Annotated in this window: 6 protein-coding genes and 1 tRNA gene; 5 read left to right on the plus strand and 2 right to left on the minus strand. The window is 66.4% G+C overall.

The genetic code is table 11. The features are described from left to right. Positions 1–21: 21 nt before the first annotated feature. The 5 genes from JF515_RS18510 to JF515_RS18530 all read left to right on the plus strand — a co-directional run bounded on the left by JF515_RS18510 (position 22) and on the right by JF515_RS18530 (position 5738). A complete protein-coding gene (locus JF515_RS18510; RefSeq protein ID WP_203105927.1) occupies positions 22–2247 on the plus strand; it encodes an AsmA family protein in 2226 nt (741 codons plus the stop codon). Beyond that, positions 2244–3332 (plus strand): A/G-specific adenine glycosylase, encoded by a 1089-nt coding sequence (mutY, locus tag JF515_RS18515; RefSeq protein WP_338015252.1) that lies wholly within the window; start codon positions 2244–2246, stop codon positions 3330–3332. The genes JF515_RS18510 and mutY overlap by 4 nt, the downstream gene beginning before the upstream one ends. Positions 3333–3351: 19 nt before the next feature. After that, complete coding sequence (locus JF515_RS18520) at positions 3352–3636, plus strand: oxidative damage protection protein (protein WP_203105928.1); 285 nt, start codon at positions 3352–3354, stop codon at positions 3634–3636. Between the two features lie 49 nt (positions 3637–3685). Beyond that, a tRNA-Phe gene (locus JF515_RS18525) sits at positions 3686–3761 on the plus strand. A gap of 669 nt (positions 3762–4430) precedes the next feature. Continuing rightward, positions 4431–5738: a PstS family phosphate ABC transporter substrate-binding protein gene (locus tag JF515_RS18530; RefSeq protein ID WP_203105929.1), complete on the plus strand. Its 1308-nt coding sequence runs from the start codon at positions 4431–4433 to the stop codon at positions 5736–5738. A gap of 53 nt (positions 5739–5791) precedes the next feature. On the opposite strand, the gene JF515_RS18535 is transcribed toward JF515_RS18530, so the two are convergent. Together JF515_RS18535 and JF515_RS18540 are read right to left on the minus strand one after the other, a co-directional pair. Continuing rightward, positions 5792–6574 carry a helix-turn-helix transcriptional regulator gene (locus JF515_RS18535; protein ID WP_203105930.1) on the minus strand — a complete coding sequence of 261 codons (783 nt, stop codon included), beginning with the start codon at positions 6572–6574 and terminating at the stop codon, positions 5792–5794. Positions 6575–6639: 65 nt separating this feature from the next. After that, positions 6640–18792, minus strand: coding sequence for a filamentous haemagglutinin family protein (locus JF515_RS18540; RefSeq protein ID WP_203105931.1), 12153 nt, complete (start codon positions 18790–18792; stop codon positions 6640–6642). Positions 18793–19045: the final 253 nt, after the last annotated feature.

Genomic DNA, 19045 nt, shown 5'->3' on the forward strand with positions numbered 1-19045 from the left:
AGGCGCAAGGAGAGGCTCGTTATGGCACGCGCGATTAAAATCGTGGTCATCGTCCTGGTGGCCATCGTGGTATTGCTCGCCGCCACGGTGTTCGTGATCACCCAGGTGATCGACCCCAATGATTTCAAACCGCAGATCCGTGAGCAGGCGCTCACTCAGGCCAATCTGGAGCTGGAGATCCCCGGCGAACTGGACTGGCAGTTCTGGCCCTCCCTGGGCGTCAGCCTGGGCCGCACCGAAGCGCGCCTGCCCGACGAGGAAGAGCTGTTCGCCGCCATCGACAGCGCCAGCGTCAGCGTGGCGGTCTGGCCGCTGCTGTTCGGCAACGTGGAAATGGACGGCGTCACCCTGGACGGCCTGGAAGTGAACCTGGTGGAAACCGCCGACGGCGCCAACTGGGAGAAAATCGGCCCGCAAGAGGACGCCGAGCAGCCCGCCGCCGAGGAGGAGCAACCCGCCGAGGACAGCGAAGGCGGCACCCTGGACATCCCGCTGACCATCCCCAGCGTCGCCATCACTAACGGCCAGGTGAGCTACCGCAACACCACCGATGGCACTGACATCCGCGTCGAGCATTTCAACTTCGAGGCCCAGGACGTGAGCCTGGAAGAGCCCTTCCCCATGCAGCTGTCGCTGCGCTACCAGGACCAGAGCGACGTGCGCGTGGACCTGAGCCTGGATACCACCCTGGCCGCCAACCTGGACAGCAACCACTTCGTGCTCGACCCCATGACCCTGGACGCCCAGATCGGCGGCCTCACGGTCAACCCGGTGGACGTGCACCTGGAGCAGAAGCTGGACGTGAACCTGGACGAGGACCGCGCCGCCGTCTCCGGCCTGCTGCTGGAAGCCGCCGGCACCCGCACCACCGGCGACGCCACCGTCACCGGCCTGACCGGCGACATGAAGGTGGCCGGCCAGATCAAGACCGAGCCCTTCGACGTCAACAAGGCCCTTGAGGCGATCGGCGAGCAACCCATCGAGACCCGCGACGATGCCGTCCTGAGCAAAGTAGCCCTGGACGCCACCCTGGCCGGCCCCGCCGGCAGCGTGATGGTGGACCCGCTCAAGGTCACCCTGGACAGCAGCACCCTGAGCGGCAAGGCCGGCCTGGAAAGCCTGGACACCGGCAAGATCGTGTTCGACCTGGTGCTCGACAAGATCACCCTGGACGGCTACCTGCCGCCGGAAAGCGGCGACGATAAAGAGGAAGCGCCCACCGGCGCCGGCGGTGGCGCCGGCAAGCAGGCCGGCACCGAGCAGCTCTCGGAAGCCGAGCTGATCCCCGTGGAAAGCCTGCGCCCGCTGGTCATGGACGGCCAGCTCAAGGTCAACGAACTCAATTTCGAGACCATCCAGGCCAAGGACCTGACTTTCAAGGTCACCGCCAATAACGGCGTGCTGCGCCTGGCCCAGGCCTCCGGCCAGACCCTCAACGGCAGCTTCGCCGGTAGCGGCAGCCTGGACGTCTCCGGCAAAACGCCGCGCATCAGCTACAAGCAGAAAGTCACCAGCATGCAACTGCAGCCACTGGTCACCCTGGCCCTGGGCGAGGACCTGGCCAAGGGCCTGTTCTCCCTGGACATGAACTTCAACGCCGCCGGCAACAGCGAGAAGGCCCTGGTGCAATCCGCCAAGGGCAACGCCACCGTCAATCTGGCGGACGGTACCGTGCGCGGCCTCAACCTCTACAACACCCTGGTCGGTGGCGTGAACGACATGCTCGGCCGCTTCCAGGGCCTCAGCGCCCTGATTCCCAACCAGGAATCCGGCAAGCTGCCCAACGCGCTGTCCGAGGACACCAAGATCATCGACCTGACCACCAAGGCCAGCCTCGACAAACAGGTCGCCAACCTGGACAGCCTGGAAGCCAAACTGGAAAAAGGTACCCTCTCCGGCAACGGCTGGCTCAACCTGCTGACCCAGGAATTCGACCTCAAGGTGGGCATGCAATCCCCGGAACTGGGCGGCAGCAAATACCTGGAAGACGTCACCTGGCCGCTGCGCTGCCAGGGCAGCCTGGCCGGCAGCCCCGCCAAGTGGTGTGGCCCGGACCGCGACGGCTTCGCCAAGATCGCCCAACAGGCCGCCACCAACGCCGCCAAGAGCAAGCTCAAGGACAAGCTCGGCATCGACGCGGAAGGCGACACCACCGAAGAGGTGCTCAAGAACGCCGCCAAGAAGAAAGCCGAGGAAAAAATCCAGGAAGAGCTGGGCGACAAGCTCAAGGGGCTGTTCAACCGGTGAGTGAACCGCTCGGCGAACCGGCCTTCAGCGAGGCCGTGCTGGCCTGGTATGACCAGCACGGCCGCAATGACCTGCCCTGGCAGCACCCTCGCACCCCCTACCGGGTGTGGGTCTCGGAGATCATGCTTCAGCAGACCCAGGTGACCACCGTGATCGGCTACTTCGAGCGCTTCATGGCCACCTTCCCGGACGTGCGCGCCCTGGCCGCCGCCGACGTGGACCAGGTGCTGCACCTGTGGACCGGCCTGGGCTACTACGCCCGCGCCCGCAACCTGCACAAGGCCGCCCGCCAGCTGGTGGAGGAACACGGCGGCGACTTCCCCGAGACCGTGGACGAAGTGGCCACCCTGCCCGGCGTCGGCCGCTCCACCGCCGGCGCCATCCTGGCCCAGAGCCGTGGCGTGCGCGCCCCGATCCTGGACGGCAACGTCAAACGGGTGCTCACCCGCCTGCACGCCGTACCCGGCTGGCCCGGCAAGAAACCGGTGGAAAACCGCCTCTGGGAACTGGCCGAGCACCACACCCCTCATGAACGTCTGGCGGACTACACCCAGGCGGTCATGGACCTGGGCGCCACCCTCTGCGTGCGCCGCCCCGACTGCCCGCGCTGCCCGGTGATCCATCTCTGTCAGGCCCACGCCGACGGCAACCCCCAGGACTACCCGGGCCGCAAACCGGCCAAGGACAAACCGGTGCGCGCCGCCCGCATGCTGATCCTGCAAGCCGGCGACGGCCGCGTCTGGCTGGAACCGCGCCCGCCCAGCGGCATCTGGGGCGGCCTCTGGTGCTTCCCCCAGCTGGACGCGTCATCCGAAAGCCCGGACGACGCCCAGCACGACGCCCTGGAACGCCGTGGCCTGGCCGCCCGCGACCAGGAAAACCTGCCCGGCTTCCGCCACACCTTCAGCCACTTCCACCTGGACATCGAACCGCGTCTGATCCGGGTGGACAGCCACGGCGAGGCCGTGCAGGATGCCGAGGGCCGCTGGGTGAGCCCCGCCGACCCCGGCGAACTGGGCCTCGCCGCCCCGGTCAAGAAACTGCTCGATCAGCTCCACGGCCCCCGCCAACGGGGCCTGCTGTAAACCGAACCACGAGGACGCCATGACCCGCACCGTGTTCTGCCGCAAGCACCAGCAGGAAATGGAAGGCCTGGATAAACCGCCCTTCCCCGGCCCCAAGGGCCAGGACATCTACGAAAACGTGTCCCGCGCCGCCTGGCAGGAATGGCTCCATCACCAGACCCTGCTGATCAACGAGAAACATCTGAACGTCATGGACCCCAAGGCCAAGGCCTTCCTGGACGAGCAACGCGAGCGTTTTTTGAACAACGAAAGCGTAGAAAAAGCAGAGGGTTACGTTCCCCCCACCAAAGACGCCAATCAATAGCCCCGCGCCCTTGACGGCGCCGGGGTCAGCCGCTTTAATACGCCCCCACGCCCGGATAGCTCAGTCGGTAGAGCAGGGGATTGAAAATCCCCGTGTCGGTGGTTCGATTCCGCCTCCGGGCACCAGATACAAAAAAGCCCCGCTCGAAAGAGTGGGGCTTTTTTGTATCTGGTGCCCGGAGGCCGGATGAGGAACCACCGCCTGGTTCGACCAAACGCGCCAGCGTTTGGCGACGAGCGCGCAGCGCGAAGCCCGAAGGGTCGGAACAGCCCAAAGGCTGTTCCGATCAATCCGCCTCCGGAATGGAAAGCCCGCTCGCAGAGCGGTGCCTTTTTGTACCCGGCACCCGGAGGCCGGATGAGGAACCACCGCCTGGTTCGACCAAATGCACCGCATTTGGCGACGAGCGCGCAGCGCGAAGCCCGAAGGGTCGGAACAGCCCAAAGGCTGTTCCGATCAATCCGCCTCCGGAATAAAAAGCCCGCTCGCCAGAGCGGCGCCTTTTTACACCAGGCCCCCTGCGGCCTCCCTCACCATCCGGCCACCAAACCGTCATTCCCCAATACCCTCCCCGTAGTCCCACCCACTCAACAACAACCACTTAGCGGCCCCCCTGGCCCGATCGGATTCCCGCTGCCCTTCCCCGCACCCCCTGACAACGATCTGTCGTTTTCCGGAAGCGCAAAATTATTCGTAATGGAACCAAAGCGACATTCGCTCTCGATAGCGTGATTCATGCGGCACCCGCCGCGGGGATTACTCATAAATCGCACCCAATATCGAGGGAATGACTCATGAAGACCATCATCAAGAAGGCGGCCCTGGCCGCCGCCATCATCAGCGCACCGCTGGCCGCTTCCGCCACCGATCTGGTCGGCGGCGGCGCTTCTCTGCCGGCACTCGCCTACATCGGCGACGGCTTCACCACCACCAACCCGGAATCGCGTCTGTCCACCGACGCGGGTCTGTTCGCAGGCTTCGATCCGACGTTCACTCCGTACCAGCAAGTCGGCGTGACTTCCGGCTCCATCTTCGCCGTTTTCCAGGGCGCCAACCCGTCCCACACCGCCAGCTACTGCCAGACCGGCAGCGGCACCGGCAAACGGGTTCTGGTGGGTGTCAGCGGCTTCAGCGCCGACGGCGACTGCCGTGACTACAGCGCCAGCCCGGTGGGCTTCAGCGCTCCCGCCGGCCAGAGCCGCCCGGACTTTATCGGCTCCGACGCTCCGCTGACCGCCGACAACGTGGATGACTTCGTCAACGGCCCCAACACCGCCGGCGACGGCATCTTCCAGATGCCGGCCCTGGGTGCTCTGATCGCGCTGCCCGTGAACCTGATCGGCAGCTCCCGCCCGGATCTGTCCAACCAGCAGGTGTGCGAGATCTTCTCCGGCATTTCCCAGACCTGGAACGACGTGGACAGCAGCCTGCCGACCCAGCCCATCCACGTGATCGTGCGTCAGGACACCAGCGGCACGGTGTTCGCCTTCACTCAGTACCTGGCGGCCACCTGTAACGGCAACTTCGGCCTGGCATCCAACTTCTTCAAAACCTCCGAGAGCTTCACCGCCGCCATTTCCCCGGCCAATCCCGCCAGCCTGTACGCCAACTACAGCGAAGAGTCCGGCAACGCCGGTGTGGTTTCCGGCGTCGGCGCCAATTCCTGGTCCATCGGCTTTGCCAACCTGGCCAACGTACTGGACGCCAGCCAGGACTACGCCGACGTGAACAGCACCGACCCGGCCACCGTCACGTCCGTGAACTACGGCACCGGCGACCTGCTGGCCGACACCGTTCTGGGCGATGTGGACCCGAACACCGGTCTTCCGCAAACCCAACCCGTCTCCGACATCCCGGTCAGCAACCCCAACACTCCTGACGGCTGCGTCAACGTCATCGACCCGGCCGCCCAGCTCAACCAGGGCTACCCGATCGCCGCGGTCACCAACCTGCTCGGCTACACCGCGAACAACGCCGATCCGCAGGCCCTGCGTGCCCTGGCCCGTGAAGTGGTAAATGGCTCGGGCTCCCTGCCCACCGGCTATGTCCGCCTGGGCACCGCCAACGCCATGGATCAACTGGCCGGCACCTGCATCAACTGATCGACCCATCAAACGCACGCCAGTGCGGAGGGCGCCCACCCGGCGCCCTTTTTTTATGCGGTTTGTTCGGGGACGGTCGTCGGCGTCGGCAGGAAGAAGCGGTCGTACAGCTGATAAGAAAGCAGGGCCTTGGTGATGGCATGCTGGCGATTACGGGCACGCAGCTTGTGGCAGGCCCGCTGGATATGGCTGGACACGGTGCGTTCACTGATACCAAGCGCCGCGCCGATCTCGGCGTTGCAAAGCCCCTCACTGGCACCGCGCAAACAGGCCCGTTCACGATCACTGAGCGGTTCCTCGGGGCGCTCGTCGGGCTCGGCGGCATCGGCAAGAAAACGCCCGACCCGCTCCAGCAACACCCGGCCGAGCAAGGTGGCGCAGGGCAGGTAAGTCCGGATATGCAGCCAGGCCTGGTCGTCATCACGGTCCATCGCCAGATCCAGCCAGGCCAGTTCACCGGGACCATTCAAAAGCGGCACCGTGCAGCCCGCCCGTAGCCCAAGGGCGGCACGGCGACGCATGGTGACCCGATAGGCCCGTTCCTGGAAATCCGCGCGCATCATCAACGCCCGCCAATCGATCGGCAGCGCCCCTTGGGTGGCGTACCGGGCCAGCGGGTCGGCGTCCACCGGCCAGTCCGGTGAGATCGGGTTCAGAGAGAGGTTATGCAGCGTGAACAGACCCGCGCCCCCCAACGACTGCCCCCGCCAAGTGAACACGTAATACCGGAAGCCGTGGGCTTCCATCAGATAGCTTAAACCGGCCCGCAACCGGCCCGGGGTGGTGATCCGGGCCAGGGACAGTATCTGGCCGGCGGTATCCTGTTCGTAGAACATCCGTGTTCCCCCTACCTTTCTTATCGTTAATAAAACGCCCCCCGCGCGGGACGGCGTATTCGCGGTTACAACATGCTGCGGCGCTCCGCCTCGGTGAGTTCGGCGCTTTGCCGTTCGTCCAGGGCGCCGGCGCCCAGCACCCGCACCGCGCCATCGGGCCGGTAGTCCGTGGCACCGGCGCTGCGATCCTGTTCAGGCACCAGCCGCTCCTCGCCGTAGCCAAGGATCTCCACGGTGATCACCGAGGGCCGGTCGCCGCGGTTGCCACGGCTCACCTGCTCCGCCGCCTGCACCGCGCTGTTGGCGGCGTTGGTGGCGTTGGTGAGAGCCCCCACATTGACCCGCGCCACCGCCGGCAGGCCACTGGACTCGCCTTGCACCTGGATGTTTTCCGCATTGACCACTTGCAGGGCGGCGATGTTCACGTTGCCGGATACCCGAATACCCGCCTCGCCGGCGTCGATCACCCCCAGCGGCGCGATCAGGTCGATATCGCCGGGCGGCACTTCCGGGATGGGGGCCAGGGTGGCGATACCGGCCCCGGTGGTCGGCGCCACCGGCGACAGGCTCACATTGCCCAGGCCGTCATAGACCCGGCGCGGCGGCGTGTACACCAGGGTGGTTTTGGCGCCACGGCCGGCGTTGATGTCGCCGGCGGCGGACCAGGCGAAGATGTCGCCGCCGTAGGTGGTGAAAATGCGCGACAGCCCCAGGGCGATATCGCCCTGGCTATATAGCTGGATATCGCCCCGGCCCTGGGTAAGGATGCCGTTGTCGCCGCCCTCCGGGCGCACGCCGTCCACGCCCACGATCAGATCGCCGCCGGGCACCAGCATTTGGATATCGCCGCCACCCTCGGTGCGCACCAGGCCGGAATATTCACCGGTGGAGAACATGGTGTAATCACCTTGGTAGTCGGAGGTGCCCGCCTCGCTGTCCACCTTGGGCAGGAAGGTAGAGATAACACGACGACCGCGCAGGTAGCTGCCAGTGCGGTCACCATCAGCATCGTTGTATTCCCGACCGCCGGCGCGCAGTTCTGCATAGTAGAGCTCGCGCAGGAAGATGCGTTGCTGTTCCGGCGACAGCCCCTCGAAATACGCCAGCGCGGTGGTGCCGTCCAGGGCGGCATCGCCGTAGCGGTCTTCCAGCCAGGAGCTCAGCTCCTGATCGTAAACCTTGACCACCTTGTCCGGCTGGTCCGCCAGGGGCCGGCCCGGATCGGCCAGGTTGGCCGGGTTCAGGTAGGCGTCGATCAGCGCCTGATAATCCGGGCCGTCCGCGCCCATGCCCACGTTGATGGCAATGTCCGCGCCGCTGCCGATATCGCCGGAAAGGCCCGCCATGCTGCGCACCCAGCCCCGATCCGCCTGGTAGAAGTTACGGCCGGCGGTCACTTCCAGGGTGCCGGGGCCCACGGCAGCGGCATCAACGTAAATCAAATCCCGACCGGCCTCGATCAAGGAGACATCCGTATCGGCGTTGTGCCCGAAAGCCACGGCGCGACTGTGTTGCCCGTTGAAAGCAGAATCAATGGTCTGGCCCAAACCCACGATATCGCGGCCGGCACGAATCCAAGCCGGCCGACCCAGAAGGCCATCCACTCGGCTTGAGGATGGCAAGGCTCCATAGCCCAGGTTGTAGATATCGCCGTCCACCGCGTAGAAGCGGGTCGGCGCCAAACCAGAAACACCGTCGGCATCTTCATGCGCCTCGACCCCCAAACCTAAGCGGTAAATGGAATCCGCGGCGAGCACCTCCACCCCCCCATCCAATGAAGGACGCACTTGAATGCTATCCCCCGAGTTACTCGTCCCGTAAATAGAGCCTTCGGACGCCACCAGACTGAGAGTGGAGGGGGCCTCGATACCCGTTGATAGGCTGCTCATCGTTATGTCCCCACCCGCCGCGAAAACAGAGGTTTTTGTCCGGTCGGTCCATAGCCCGGCGCCCGGCAGACCGGCGGTCGGGTTCAGGGTCCGGAATACCGCGTCCCCCACGCTCAACAGACGAGCCGTGCCATCACCCTGTGTCACTGAAAGAAGGCCGTAGTCGTTAACACGGGCCCTGGTGATCAGATCGTCCGGTCGAGGATCGGAGTTGCTGCCTGGCACCTGAAACGTTTGCCAGGTCTGCCCGATGGCGCCGGCCCGCACCCGGATATCACCACGCAGATTGGCCATGTTACTTCTCGTACGGTCCCGCAGAGGATTAATCGCCCCGGCGCTGACGCGAAGCTCGCCACCCCCGGTTTGCCGGACGGTACCGTCCGCGTCACGCCAACCGCTGGCGCCCACCACCAGGTTCAGGGCCCCCACCGGTGTGGCGTCGGCACCGATAAAGGCGTAGGTGCCAAGCTTCTCGCCGGCGGACACCGACAGATTGCCGCCACCCAAGGCCCCGATGCCCTGGAACGTGGAGAATTTGGGCCTGGATGTATTGTTTTTGCTATAGGTGCCCGGATGAATCCACCAGGCGTCCAAGGCGCCGTCGGCGGCGGCGCCCTGAGTCCAAAGCCAGTCCGACGCTGGCAGATCGCCACTCAAATCGCCGCTGGTATAGCCATGGAGGTTACGACCGGCCTGTACCAACACCTCGCCACCACCGGTCAGGAAACCGGCCTGCACATCGGTAACCGCCTCGGAATCCTGGTATTCGGCATAGCTCGCTCCCAGCTCTCCCCCGTCCGGGCGGGCCACGTCGGGCACCTCCCCGGACGGCAGCGCATTGCCGACGGTGTAGACACCATAGGCAGAGTCATGCCGGTAATCCCGGGCGGCAAGCAGTTCCAGGTCCCCCTGGCCGGTGCGGATCACACTGGTGACTGGCCGCTCATCGTTGGTGATGCCCCGGAGTACCAGAGGTGCGTCGGGATTATCCAATACCAGATCTCCGGCCAGGGCGCCGGCACGCACCGCGCGCCGGCTGGCGGAGGCCAGATCCGCCCCGGCCACCATCCTGATATCCCAGGACTCCTGGCCCTGGTCAAGCACCGGTGCCAGCGGTTGCAGCGGCACATTGATCGTTTCCGATCCGTTGAGACTGGCAATTCTGAACCCCTCGGGAAGAACCATGCCGGCTGTCAGCTGGATCTCTCTGTTCGTCTCCGTGAGAGGCAAGCTAATACTTTGATACCTGGAAAGATCGGTTCCGGCGGGGATGGTATCCACCTGAATCTGGGGCGGTTGGAAGAACACATAGCCGGCGGCGAATTCCGTCCCGGGTGGCGCGAAGAACACCCCCGAGGTGCCCGCGGGAACAACCCCCGGACCATAAGTTACTCCCGTACGAAGATCCCTGACCGCTGCGGGCAAGACAATATCCGCCGCCAGGACGCCGTTAACCAGGCTTTGTACGGCAATGACCACGCTTTCCTCGATTGGAACCCCGGCGGGGAGGGTCGCCCTTGTGGGATTGATCGCGAAGGGAAGGCTCCCGTCCACTTGAGAGATGTCCCATCCGCCGGCCAGGATCAAATCCTGCGGCAAAGTGTAGTCCGACTGGAAACGATTAGCGGTATCCAACAGACCCGGCTCCAACTCGAAGTCCACGGAAATTTCACTGTCCGGGCTGGTCAGCGGCACGCCGAAGCCGTCGCTGATATTGCCGTTCACGGTGAGATCGCCGCCGGCCCGCAGGTTGAACACGCCGGCGGTGCCGGAACCTCTTACCGCCGGGTCCACATCCGGACCGTAGCGGTAGTTCGCCAGGTCCAGATCCCCTTCCACGCGCAGGTTACCGTCCTCGGTGGCGGAGACGATCTCCACGCCGGGGCGCAACTGGAAGGTATCGGTGGCGTCGCGCAGGCCGGCCAACCGTGCCATCAGGTCGGCATTGGCCAGCGCGCCGTTGACGAAGACCTGGCTGTCCTGGTGAATGCCGTCCATATAGGCTTCGTCGACCACCTGAGTGGTGCCGTCCTCGGCGTCCACCGGGGCATCGTCGTAGGTCCAGAAGCCGTTGACCGCCAGTCGCTTGGCACCGCGCACGGTGAGCGGGCCACCGGCGTCCACCGCCACGTCGTCGCCCTGGCTGCCGCCCAGACGGGGGGCATTCAGGTTGATCACGCCACGGGCCTCGCCGCCGGCGCTCACGTCCAGGGTGGCGCCGTCCGCCAGCACCAGGCGGCCATCCCGGGTGGTAAGGTCCAGGGTGGCCCGGTTGCTGCCCTCGATGGCGCCGCCGTGGCTGTCGCGCTTGAGCGTGTCGCCGCTGGCGTCGAGCACCGCGCCGCTCTCGATGGTCAGATCGTCGCGGGCGGCCAGCCGCAGGCTGCCGACGTGGTCGCCGCCGGCGCGAACCGTGCCGGCCACGGTGAGGCTGCCGCCATCGGCGGTCACGGACAGATGACGCGCCCGCAGTTCATCGCCGATGACCAGGTCACCGCTACCCAGGGTAAAGTCCCGGCGGTAATCGAAGCCGCCGCCGCCGAGCCGCAGGTTAAGGCCGACGAAATCGAGGATGGTCAGGCCCTCCACCTGAATCGAGCCGCCCTCGAAGCCGTTGTCCGGCTGATCCCCGGCGCGGGCGATCAGGTCACCTTCCAGAGCCACCTGCCCGTTGGCGGCGGTGGCCTTGACGGTGCCGGCGTCGCTGCCCCGGGCGGACACGTCCAGGGTCGCGCCGGCGGCCTGGCGCACATCGCCCTGGCGACTTTCCAGCACCACATCACCGCCGAAGCTGTGGCGGGTCACATCGAAGAAGGTCACTTCCCGGCCGGCCACGTCCAGGACGCTGCCCGCCGCCAGTTCCACATCTTCCTCGGCGCGGATTTCAATATGCCCGCTGGGCGCCGCCACGGTGCCGTCGATGCGCACCCGGTTGCCGTCCAGGGTGAGCCGCCCGCCCAGGTCCAGGCCGCTCCGGTCCACCGGTTCGGCGCCCTCCGGTCTGGCCACCGTCAAATCACCGCCAGCGCGGAAGGTCATGTCCGAGCGTGCCTGGCCGGTGAGCACCGGCGCGTTCAGCGTCAGGTTACCGCCCTGATAGTCACCGTCGCCGATCGCCCGCTGGTATACCGAGAGCTGGCTGGCCCGTTCACTGCTGATGCGATCCGAGGCATTGAAGGTCACGTCCGCGAAGCCCAGCATCCATCGCTCAAGGGTCAGGTTGGTCGATTCATCGGTGAGAGGCCCGTTGAATCCGAACAGCACTTCATCGGCGTCCACCTGGAAGGCCCCCGTGCCGGTACCGGCACCGCCGTCGATTACCGGGCCCGGCTGCGCCGCCACCGGATCGGCGCCTTCCATATAACCCAGCCCGCTCCAGGTGAACCGTTCGGTGCGAATGGTGGCGGTGTCCCCGTCTCCACCCAGGCCGTAGATGGCCGGTGTGATAAAGCGCAGATCCGCGCTGGATTCGCCGGTGCCCGGGTCGAAGGTATCCAGACTGACCGGCCCGATGAAGTTAATGGAATTGGAGGCCTGGAAGCTCAGGCTTTCGATACCGGGCCCGTCGGCCGGGCGCAGCAGACCGTCGAGCACACTTTGAGTCAGCCGCCAGCCGGAGGACAGCACACCGTCGGAAGCAGCCTGCGCGAGCGCCGCGTCGGTGCCCACGTTGATGTCTTCCACACCCAGCAACAGGTCCCGGGCGCCCAGGGAAATATCACCGATTTCCGCGCCGCCGGATGCCAGCAGCGCCACCGAGCCTTCCCCGAACAGCGCCGCGCCGTCCTCGACCCGCAGGCGGCCGTCGCCGCTGGCGCCGCCGAAGGTCATCAGATCATTGCCGACCACCAGCAGGGCCTGATCCTCGGCCGGAGCCAGAACAATACCGTTGGCCGCGGTCCAGCCCGCCGCCTCGAAGCCCCGGGTGTCGATGGTGGCGCCGGATTCCACCACCACGTCATCGGCGCCGTTGACCTGCCCACCCAGCACCACGGTCCCCGCGCGCAGGGTGGCGCCGGAACGCACCACCGTGGACACCCGGTAGGAATCCAGTCTGCCGTCGAATGACGGCGCGCTCACCCCCAGACCGAGAATAGTGGCGCCCAGGGCGTTGATGTCGTCGTCCACCAGGGTGATGCGGTCCCCCGCGCCCTGCCCTTTCTCGGCCACCACCTCCAGCGGTTTGCCGGTAAACGCCACCATGCCGCCGGCGCCGCCCTCGACCTGCCGGTTGCGCAGCTCCCCGTCGAAACGAAAGACCTGTTCCCCATCGTCCCGCGCGCCACCGAAATCGAAGGTCAGGCTGCGCATGTCCTCGGGAATCAGATACGGCGCCCGCGCGGCACCGAACTCCGCCTGACGGTTCAGCACCCATTGCGTCAGCGTGGTCTCATCAAAGTCGCCGTAGCGGCGTACCTGGGCGCCGGACATGATCGAGGCCCGGCGCGGCTGCCGGGCCAGCAGCCCGGTATGCGCCACCCCCAGATAAACGCTGGCATCGTACAGCCCGGGCGCGCTGCTTCGAACACCCCGGTCGAAACGCTCGGAAGCGCCGAGTTCCACCCGGTACCCACCGGGCATCAGGGCGTATTCGGCGGGCAACAGGGTATAGGTGCCCGCTGGCAGGCCAGGCACGCCGGCGCCAATGGTTATCCGCTCACCCACCCGGGCGGGCCCGGCCAGGGCCGGGTCGATCGGCGCCACATCGCCGTAGTGGCCCGGGACGATGGCATACACTTCGGCATCACCGTCGCCAGCGTGCCAGGGCGCCGCATTGGCCAGGGCGGTATCAAGAATATTCACCGAACCCCGCTGGCCGGACCGGAACCCGACGCCCTGGAGCACGCCGCCGGCGGAGGTGTCCACCACCGCGCCTTCCCGGGCGAGGAAAGTGGCGACATCGAAGACGATGCCACCGCCGGTACGCTGCCTCTGGGCGGCGTCGGAATTCGTGTCGTCAAACTCAACCTTTTCGCCATCGTAGTAGTAGTTGATGCCGTCGGTGGTGTACCCGTAGGGCAGGATCAGACCATCGGCACTGATCGAGGTGATGCTGTTTGCCCCTAGCGCCACATCCACGTGCACATTACGGACGTCATAGGGCGGGTTGACCCCGCCGGTGTTCTCGACGTCCTTCCCCACCGAGATCAACCCCAACGGCGCCATCACCGCGCCGTTCTGTTCGATGTTCGGTGCCAGTAAATACAGCGCACCGAATACCGAAGGTGGCAGATCCGGGGTCCCCTCCCCTCGCCGCCGGATACTGAGCACGGCGTCGCCGGCGTTTTCGATGTCCGGATTGATATCACCGACTCGCAGGGCATTATTGGTGCTGTGGGTAACCGGATAGAGGCGCTCGGCGATCACCTCCAGCTCGTGCTGCGCGGTCAGCACGGCGTTGTCCATCCGGATATCGCCCCGGCTGTCCAGGGTCACCCGCGCGAAGCCCGGCAAATCCACCTCCGCCTCACCGCCGCCGAGCAGCCCCCGGGTACCATGCCCGCCGAAAGCCACCGCCCCCTGGCCCAGATCGATCAGGTCCGCGCTCACCGAAAAGCGGCTGCTCTCATGGGTGGAATTCGGTGAGATATGGCCATTCTCGAACTCGAAGAACGGACCGGTGCCTTGCTGGTTGCTGCTGCCGGGGACCGTCGGCAGCTCGGTACGACCGGCCAGCCTGACGTAGGGCGCGGCCAGCGCCACCTGGATATCCCGGGTTTCCGGGGCGGCGCCGATCACGGCGGCGGACAATTCAATCTTGCCCCCCAGGTCGAGGCCGGTGTCGCCCTCGAACAGGATCGCGTCTTGGGCCCACAGCGACAGACTATCAATCCCCCAGGCCTCGATGTCCTCGCTGTCGAACCGGGCCTGGCCGAAACGCAGGGCGGAATCGTCCTTGCCGGCGGTCAGGTCCGAGGGCAGACCGGACTCAATGCCCTCGCCAACCACGATGGTACGCAACTCGGTTTGGCGTTCGTCACCGATGTTCACCGGCAACGCGATGGTTTCCAGCATCACATCCAGGCGGCCACCGGCGGCGCCATCACCGCCGCTTTCGGCCCGCAGCTCACCATCGAAATAGATGCCGGCATTGGAGCGCATCGCCAGGCCGCCGGCGTCGCCGGATACCGTGGTCAGCCCTTCGAGCCCCAGGTCCAGGTCCGCCTGCGCGCCGGACACGTCGATGACCGCGCCATCCCGGACAATGATGAACTGATTGTTGACCGGATAAAGGCCATCCACCTTTTCCTCAGGCAGGTTGCTGCCCAGGGTCACCTGCCCGCCATTCAGTACCTCTCCATAGCGCCGGCCTCTCAGGTCGGTGCCGGTGTGAGCAACCCCGGAAACGTCGAGCAGCGCGTTCTCGCCGATCCAGATGGAACGAGCCGGTGTCGCCGCCTGCAGTTGAGCATCGCTGGACGGGTTGAGAATATCGATACGCCCGGCCCGGGCCCTCAGGGTACCGTCCACGGTGGTCTGGCCACCGCGAAGCACAATGGATTGTTCCGGGTCGACCTGGACGGTGGCGCCTTCGCCCACGGTAATCGCGCCGGGCCGGCCCTGGCTCTCGGAACGCAGGGTGAGGCTGGCCCCGCCCCGGCGGACCACGCGTCCATCCCGCTCCGGAAGGACCTGATAAAGAGGCGGCGTCCATTTCTCCAGAGCCCCCTCGCGCGTCGCCGCACCGCTGGCTCCCATCCGGAAACGGTATACCGGCATGGTCACGTCGATGCTCGCCCCTTCGGAAACGGCCACCCCTTTATGGCCGTTGACGTCATAACGAGAGAAGCCGCGCTGAAAATCCTCGGCGGCCAGTTGCAGCACCGGCTTCACCCGCACATCGCGACTCAGCACGCTGCCCGCGGCCAGGGTTTCACCGGCGGCGAACACCACGTCGTTGGGCAACGGCGTGCCCGCCGGCAGCGTTTGCTGGCTGGGCTGCACCGGGATGCCGTTGGGGAAGGCATCGGCGGGCACGATGTAGTCCGAAGGCAAAGTGCCGATGGAGGCGCCCACTACATTGGTGATTACCGATCCGGCCGGCACCGTCTGATTGGAACCATAGACCGTCCCGCCGACCAGCACCCGGAAGGTGCCGGTGGCTGACTCGGGTATGGTCCAGTCCGCCGCCAGGGTCAGCGTATTGGTGGGGCTGATGGTGATGGCGCTGTTACCGAGCGCCTCGCCGGGCACGGCGACGGTGCGTTCGTACTGATAGTCGAACGGCAGGGTCTGGCCGGCGGCGATGACCACTTCCTCCAGCAAGGTCAGGTCCACCGGTGCCTTTTCACCGGCGGCGAGCAGCCCTCTGGTTTCGAAGGCATCGCCGCCCACCACCACCGCTTCCCCGGTGCGTAGCGTGAGCGTGCCGCCGCCGTCCACGCCGAAACCAAGCAGATCTCCATCCAGGGTCAGCACACCGCTCCGCGGCGTGCCGCTGTTTTCATTGACGGTGGTGGCGGCGCTCAGGGTGATGTCGCCGCCACGGCCGCCCATCAGTTCGCCGTCGGCGTCCACGGCGCCGCCGGAGGAAACATCGATGCGGCTGCCCAACTCCAGGGTGACATCCTGGCTGGACAGGACCTGGACGCGACCGCCATCGCGGTGCGCCAGGGAAGCCCGGAATGGTTCACGGCGCTGATTGCTCCACAGGCCCCGGGCATCCAGGAAGCCTTCAGCGCCCAGGCGCATCCGGGTTTCGCCGTCCGCGCCTTCCAGGGCGGTACGCACCAGGGAACCGGTGTTGTTGTACGCCTCGATAATATTGGTCAGCGTAATGTCACCGCCACGCGCGGTAACGGTGCCATCCACGTCCACCTGGCCGGAGGCCAGGCGGACGTAACCGCCCGGGGTGACGGCCAGGTCGTTGTCCACGCGGATGGCGCCGGCGGATACCAGGTCCACGCCGCCCAGACCCTGCTGGTTGAGGTGTTCGGCATCCAGCCAGACGGTGTTCAAGCGCTCGCCGAGTTCCGCGTCCCGGTCGAGCTGGTCGGCGATGGCGTCGAAGTCGCCGATGCGCACGTCGGATTCGAAGCCGCCGGCGAGTCCCTGCACGCCGTAGCGGCCGAGCAGCAGGCGGCCGCCGAGGGCGACGCTATTCTGGGCTTGCTGGTAGCCGTCCAGGCCGGCGTCGCGGGCGCGGTCCTGGCGTTCGCCGTTGTAGACGCTGGCGTCGATATCGCCGTCAAGAACGGCGGTGGGCGCGCTGACGATGAGCTGGCCGGCGTCGCGGCCGGTGACGTAGCCGTTTTCCACCCGTTGTTCGCGGACCACCGCCGGGTTGTAGTAGCCATCGGTCTGGCCCCAGCGTTCGCTGTGGCGCTGGTAGCCCCGGTAGACCCCGGTGTAGCGCATATAACCGGGGGCGTTGGCGGCGTTGTAGACGCGACCGTCGGCGCCCATCAGCCAGGTCTGGCGCACATAGCCGCCGGCCACGTTGAGGGTGCCGCCGGACAGGTTGACGCTGGAGCCGCTCTGGCTGATCACGGCGTCGCCGTGCAGGCGCACGGTGCCACCGGCGGCGGCCCATTCCCGGGCGGAGTGTTCGCGGGTGTCCAGGTAGCCGCTCACTTCCAGCAGGCCGCCGGCGGTGTACCAGCGGTCTTCTTCATAGCCACCGGTGCCGGCGGGCACCAGGATCAGTTCGCGGCGGTCGATCCAGATGTCCTCGTTCTTGAGGCCGTCGTCGTCCCGGTTGATGGGCGAGTCGCGCAGTTCGTTGCTTTGCACGTTCACCAGGACGTTGTTGGCTTCCATGGCCACGCGTACGCCCACGGCACCAGAGACATCCACTTCGGCACCGGTTTCCAGGCGCACCCGATCCTCGGCGGCCACGGCGATCTGGCCGCCGGTGGCCTGGGTGAGGGAGTCCTTCTCGAAGATCACGTCGCCGCCGGAGACGATCTCCACCCGGGACTGGTCACGACGGTCCGGCAGATCCGCCAGGTTGTCGAAATGGCCGTCGGTCATCTCGTCGCGGAGCAGGTCCTGGTCCGCGGATTCCTCGATAAGCTGCTGGCGGCGGCTGTCCGTGGCGGTGCCGCTGTCCTCGTCGATGAGCACGGCTGTGACGCTGTCCGCGCCCAGGGTGACGCTGCCTTCGGCGTCGCTGGCGGCATTGAGCAGGTGCACCGTGCCGCGGGCGTCCACGCTGGTGGTGGCCACGGCCACCCCTTGCTGGCGCACGTCGTGACCGGTGAGGGTGATGTCACCCTCCGGGGACAGGATCAGGCCTTCGTTGGTGACCTGCCCGGCGTCGCTGCCGATATCCAGGGAGGTGGCCACTTCGTTGCCCCGGGTGGTGGAGGCGGTGTTCTGTTCGGTGCCCTGCCCCTTGCGGATATAGAAGTCGTCACCGGCGGCCAGGGTAGTCTGGCCCCGGTCGGTGACGATCTCACCGCCGTTGTTGACGCTGCGCCCCAGGAACATGGCGTAACCGCCGCCCTGGGTGCTGGTGCCCGGCGCCCGCGTGGTGATGCGCGCGCCCGCCTGGATGTCGATGTCGCCGGCGGCATCGGTGAACACCGGCTGGGTGCCCTCCTCATCGAAGTAGATACCCCGTTCGCGGAATTGTTCGTCGCTGATGTCGGCGGCGGCGGCCACCAGGTTGCGCGCGTTGACCTGGCTGGTGCCGCTGAACACCACGCCGTTGCGGTTGGCGATCATCACCGTGCCTTCGCCCTGAATGCGCCCCTGGATCTGGCTGGGCCGGGCCTGGGGATCATTGACCCGGTTCAAGGCCGCCCAGTTGGACTGCTGCTGGAAGTCCACGGTGGTGTCGCGGCTGACGTTGAAGGTCTCCCAGTTGAGGATCGCCTTGTCGCCGGTCTGCTTCACGGTCACCGTGGTGTGGCCGTCGCTGCTCACCTGGGTGGGCGCGTCCGCGTTGTGCCAGCCGGCGGTGCCTGGATTGGTGTCCACCTTGAGGCCGCCGTCGGCAAGGCCATCGGGAATCCCCGAGGCGGCCTGCCGGGCCGCTTCCCGGGCGGCCTCCTGGGCGGCGCGTTGCGCGGCCAGGGTATTGGCGGTGCGCCGCAGGTTGTCCAGGGAATGCTTGAGCTTCTGCGCCGCGCGTTGTTCCGCCAGGGTCCGCACCCCGCCGCTGTGTCGACCGCCGGCGGTGGCGGCGGCCTGCGCCGAGGCTCGCGCCGCCGCCTTGGCGGCCATCCAGTCGGAGCCCATCACCCGCGGGCCGGCTTCCGCCAGGGTGACGGAGCCCATCGCCAGCACCACGGCCACGGCACGGGCCAGGGGTTTAACGGCGAAGGGGGCGGCGCTGGAACGGTTCGCCGGCGACGTCGACGGGGCGGCATGCTTCAGCTTCATGGATTGACTCTCTCAACGCGGACGGGAAATGCACCGGCGTTGTTTCAATGGTCGCCGGGTTACTTGGCATAGACGTTCCGGGAAGCCGCCGATTGAACCGATTTCATGGAAAATTCATAAAACCGGCGTGGCCGCGCCGTGCCACCCCGCCGGCCCGGGCACTTTTTCTTTCGCCGTGAAATATTTCCGCCACAAAAGACGGCCATAATGCGAAATTGCGCATTCATATCAGTTGTGCTTCCCGATTAATGAA

Origin of the sequence: Alloalcanivorax marinus (assembly GCF_016785095.1) — a bacterium.
Lineage (GTDB): Bacteria > Pseudomonadota > Gammaproteobacteria > Pseudomonadales > Alcanivoracaceae > Alloalcanivorax > Alloalcanivorax marinus_A.

Bases quoted from the DNA above. Each gene is read 5' to 3' on its own strand.
- JF515_RS18540 (WP_203105931.1), bottom strand. From the start codon at position 18,792: ATGAAGCTGAAGCATGCCGCCCCGTCGACGTCGCCGGCGAACCGTTCC.
- JF515_RS18510 (WP_203105927.1), top strand. From the start codon at position 22: ATGGCACGCGCGATTAAAATCGTGGTCATCGTCCTGGTGGCCATCGTG.
- JF515_RS18530 (WP_203105929.1), top strand. From the start codon at position 4,431: ATGAAGACCATCATCAAGAAGGCGGCCCTGGCCGCCGCCATCATCAGC.
- JF515_RS18535 (WP_203105930.1), bottom strand. From the start codon at position 6,574: ATGTTCTACGAACAGGATACCGCCGGCCAGATACTGTCCCTGGCCCGG.
- JF515_RS18520 (WP_203105928.1), top strand. From the start codon at position 3,352: ATGACCCGCACCGTGTTCTGCCGCAAGCACCAGCAGGAAATGGAAGGC.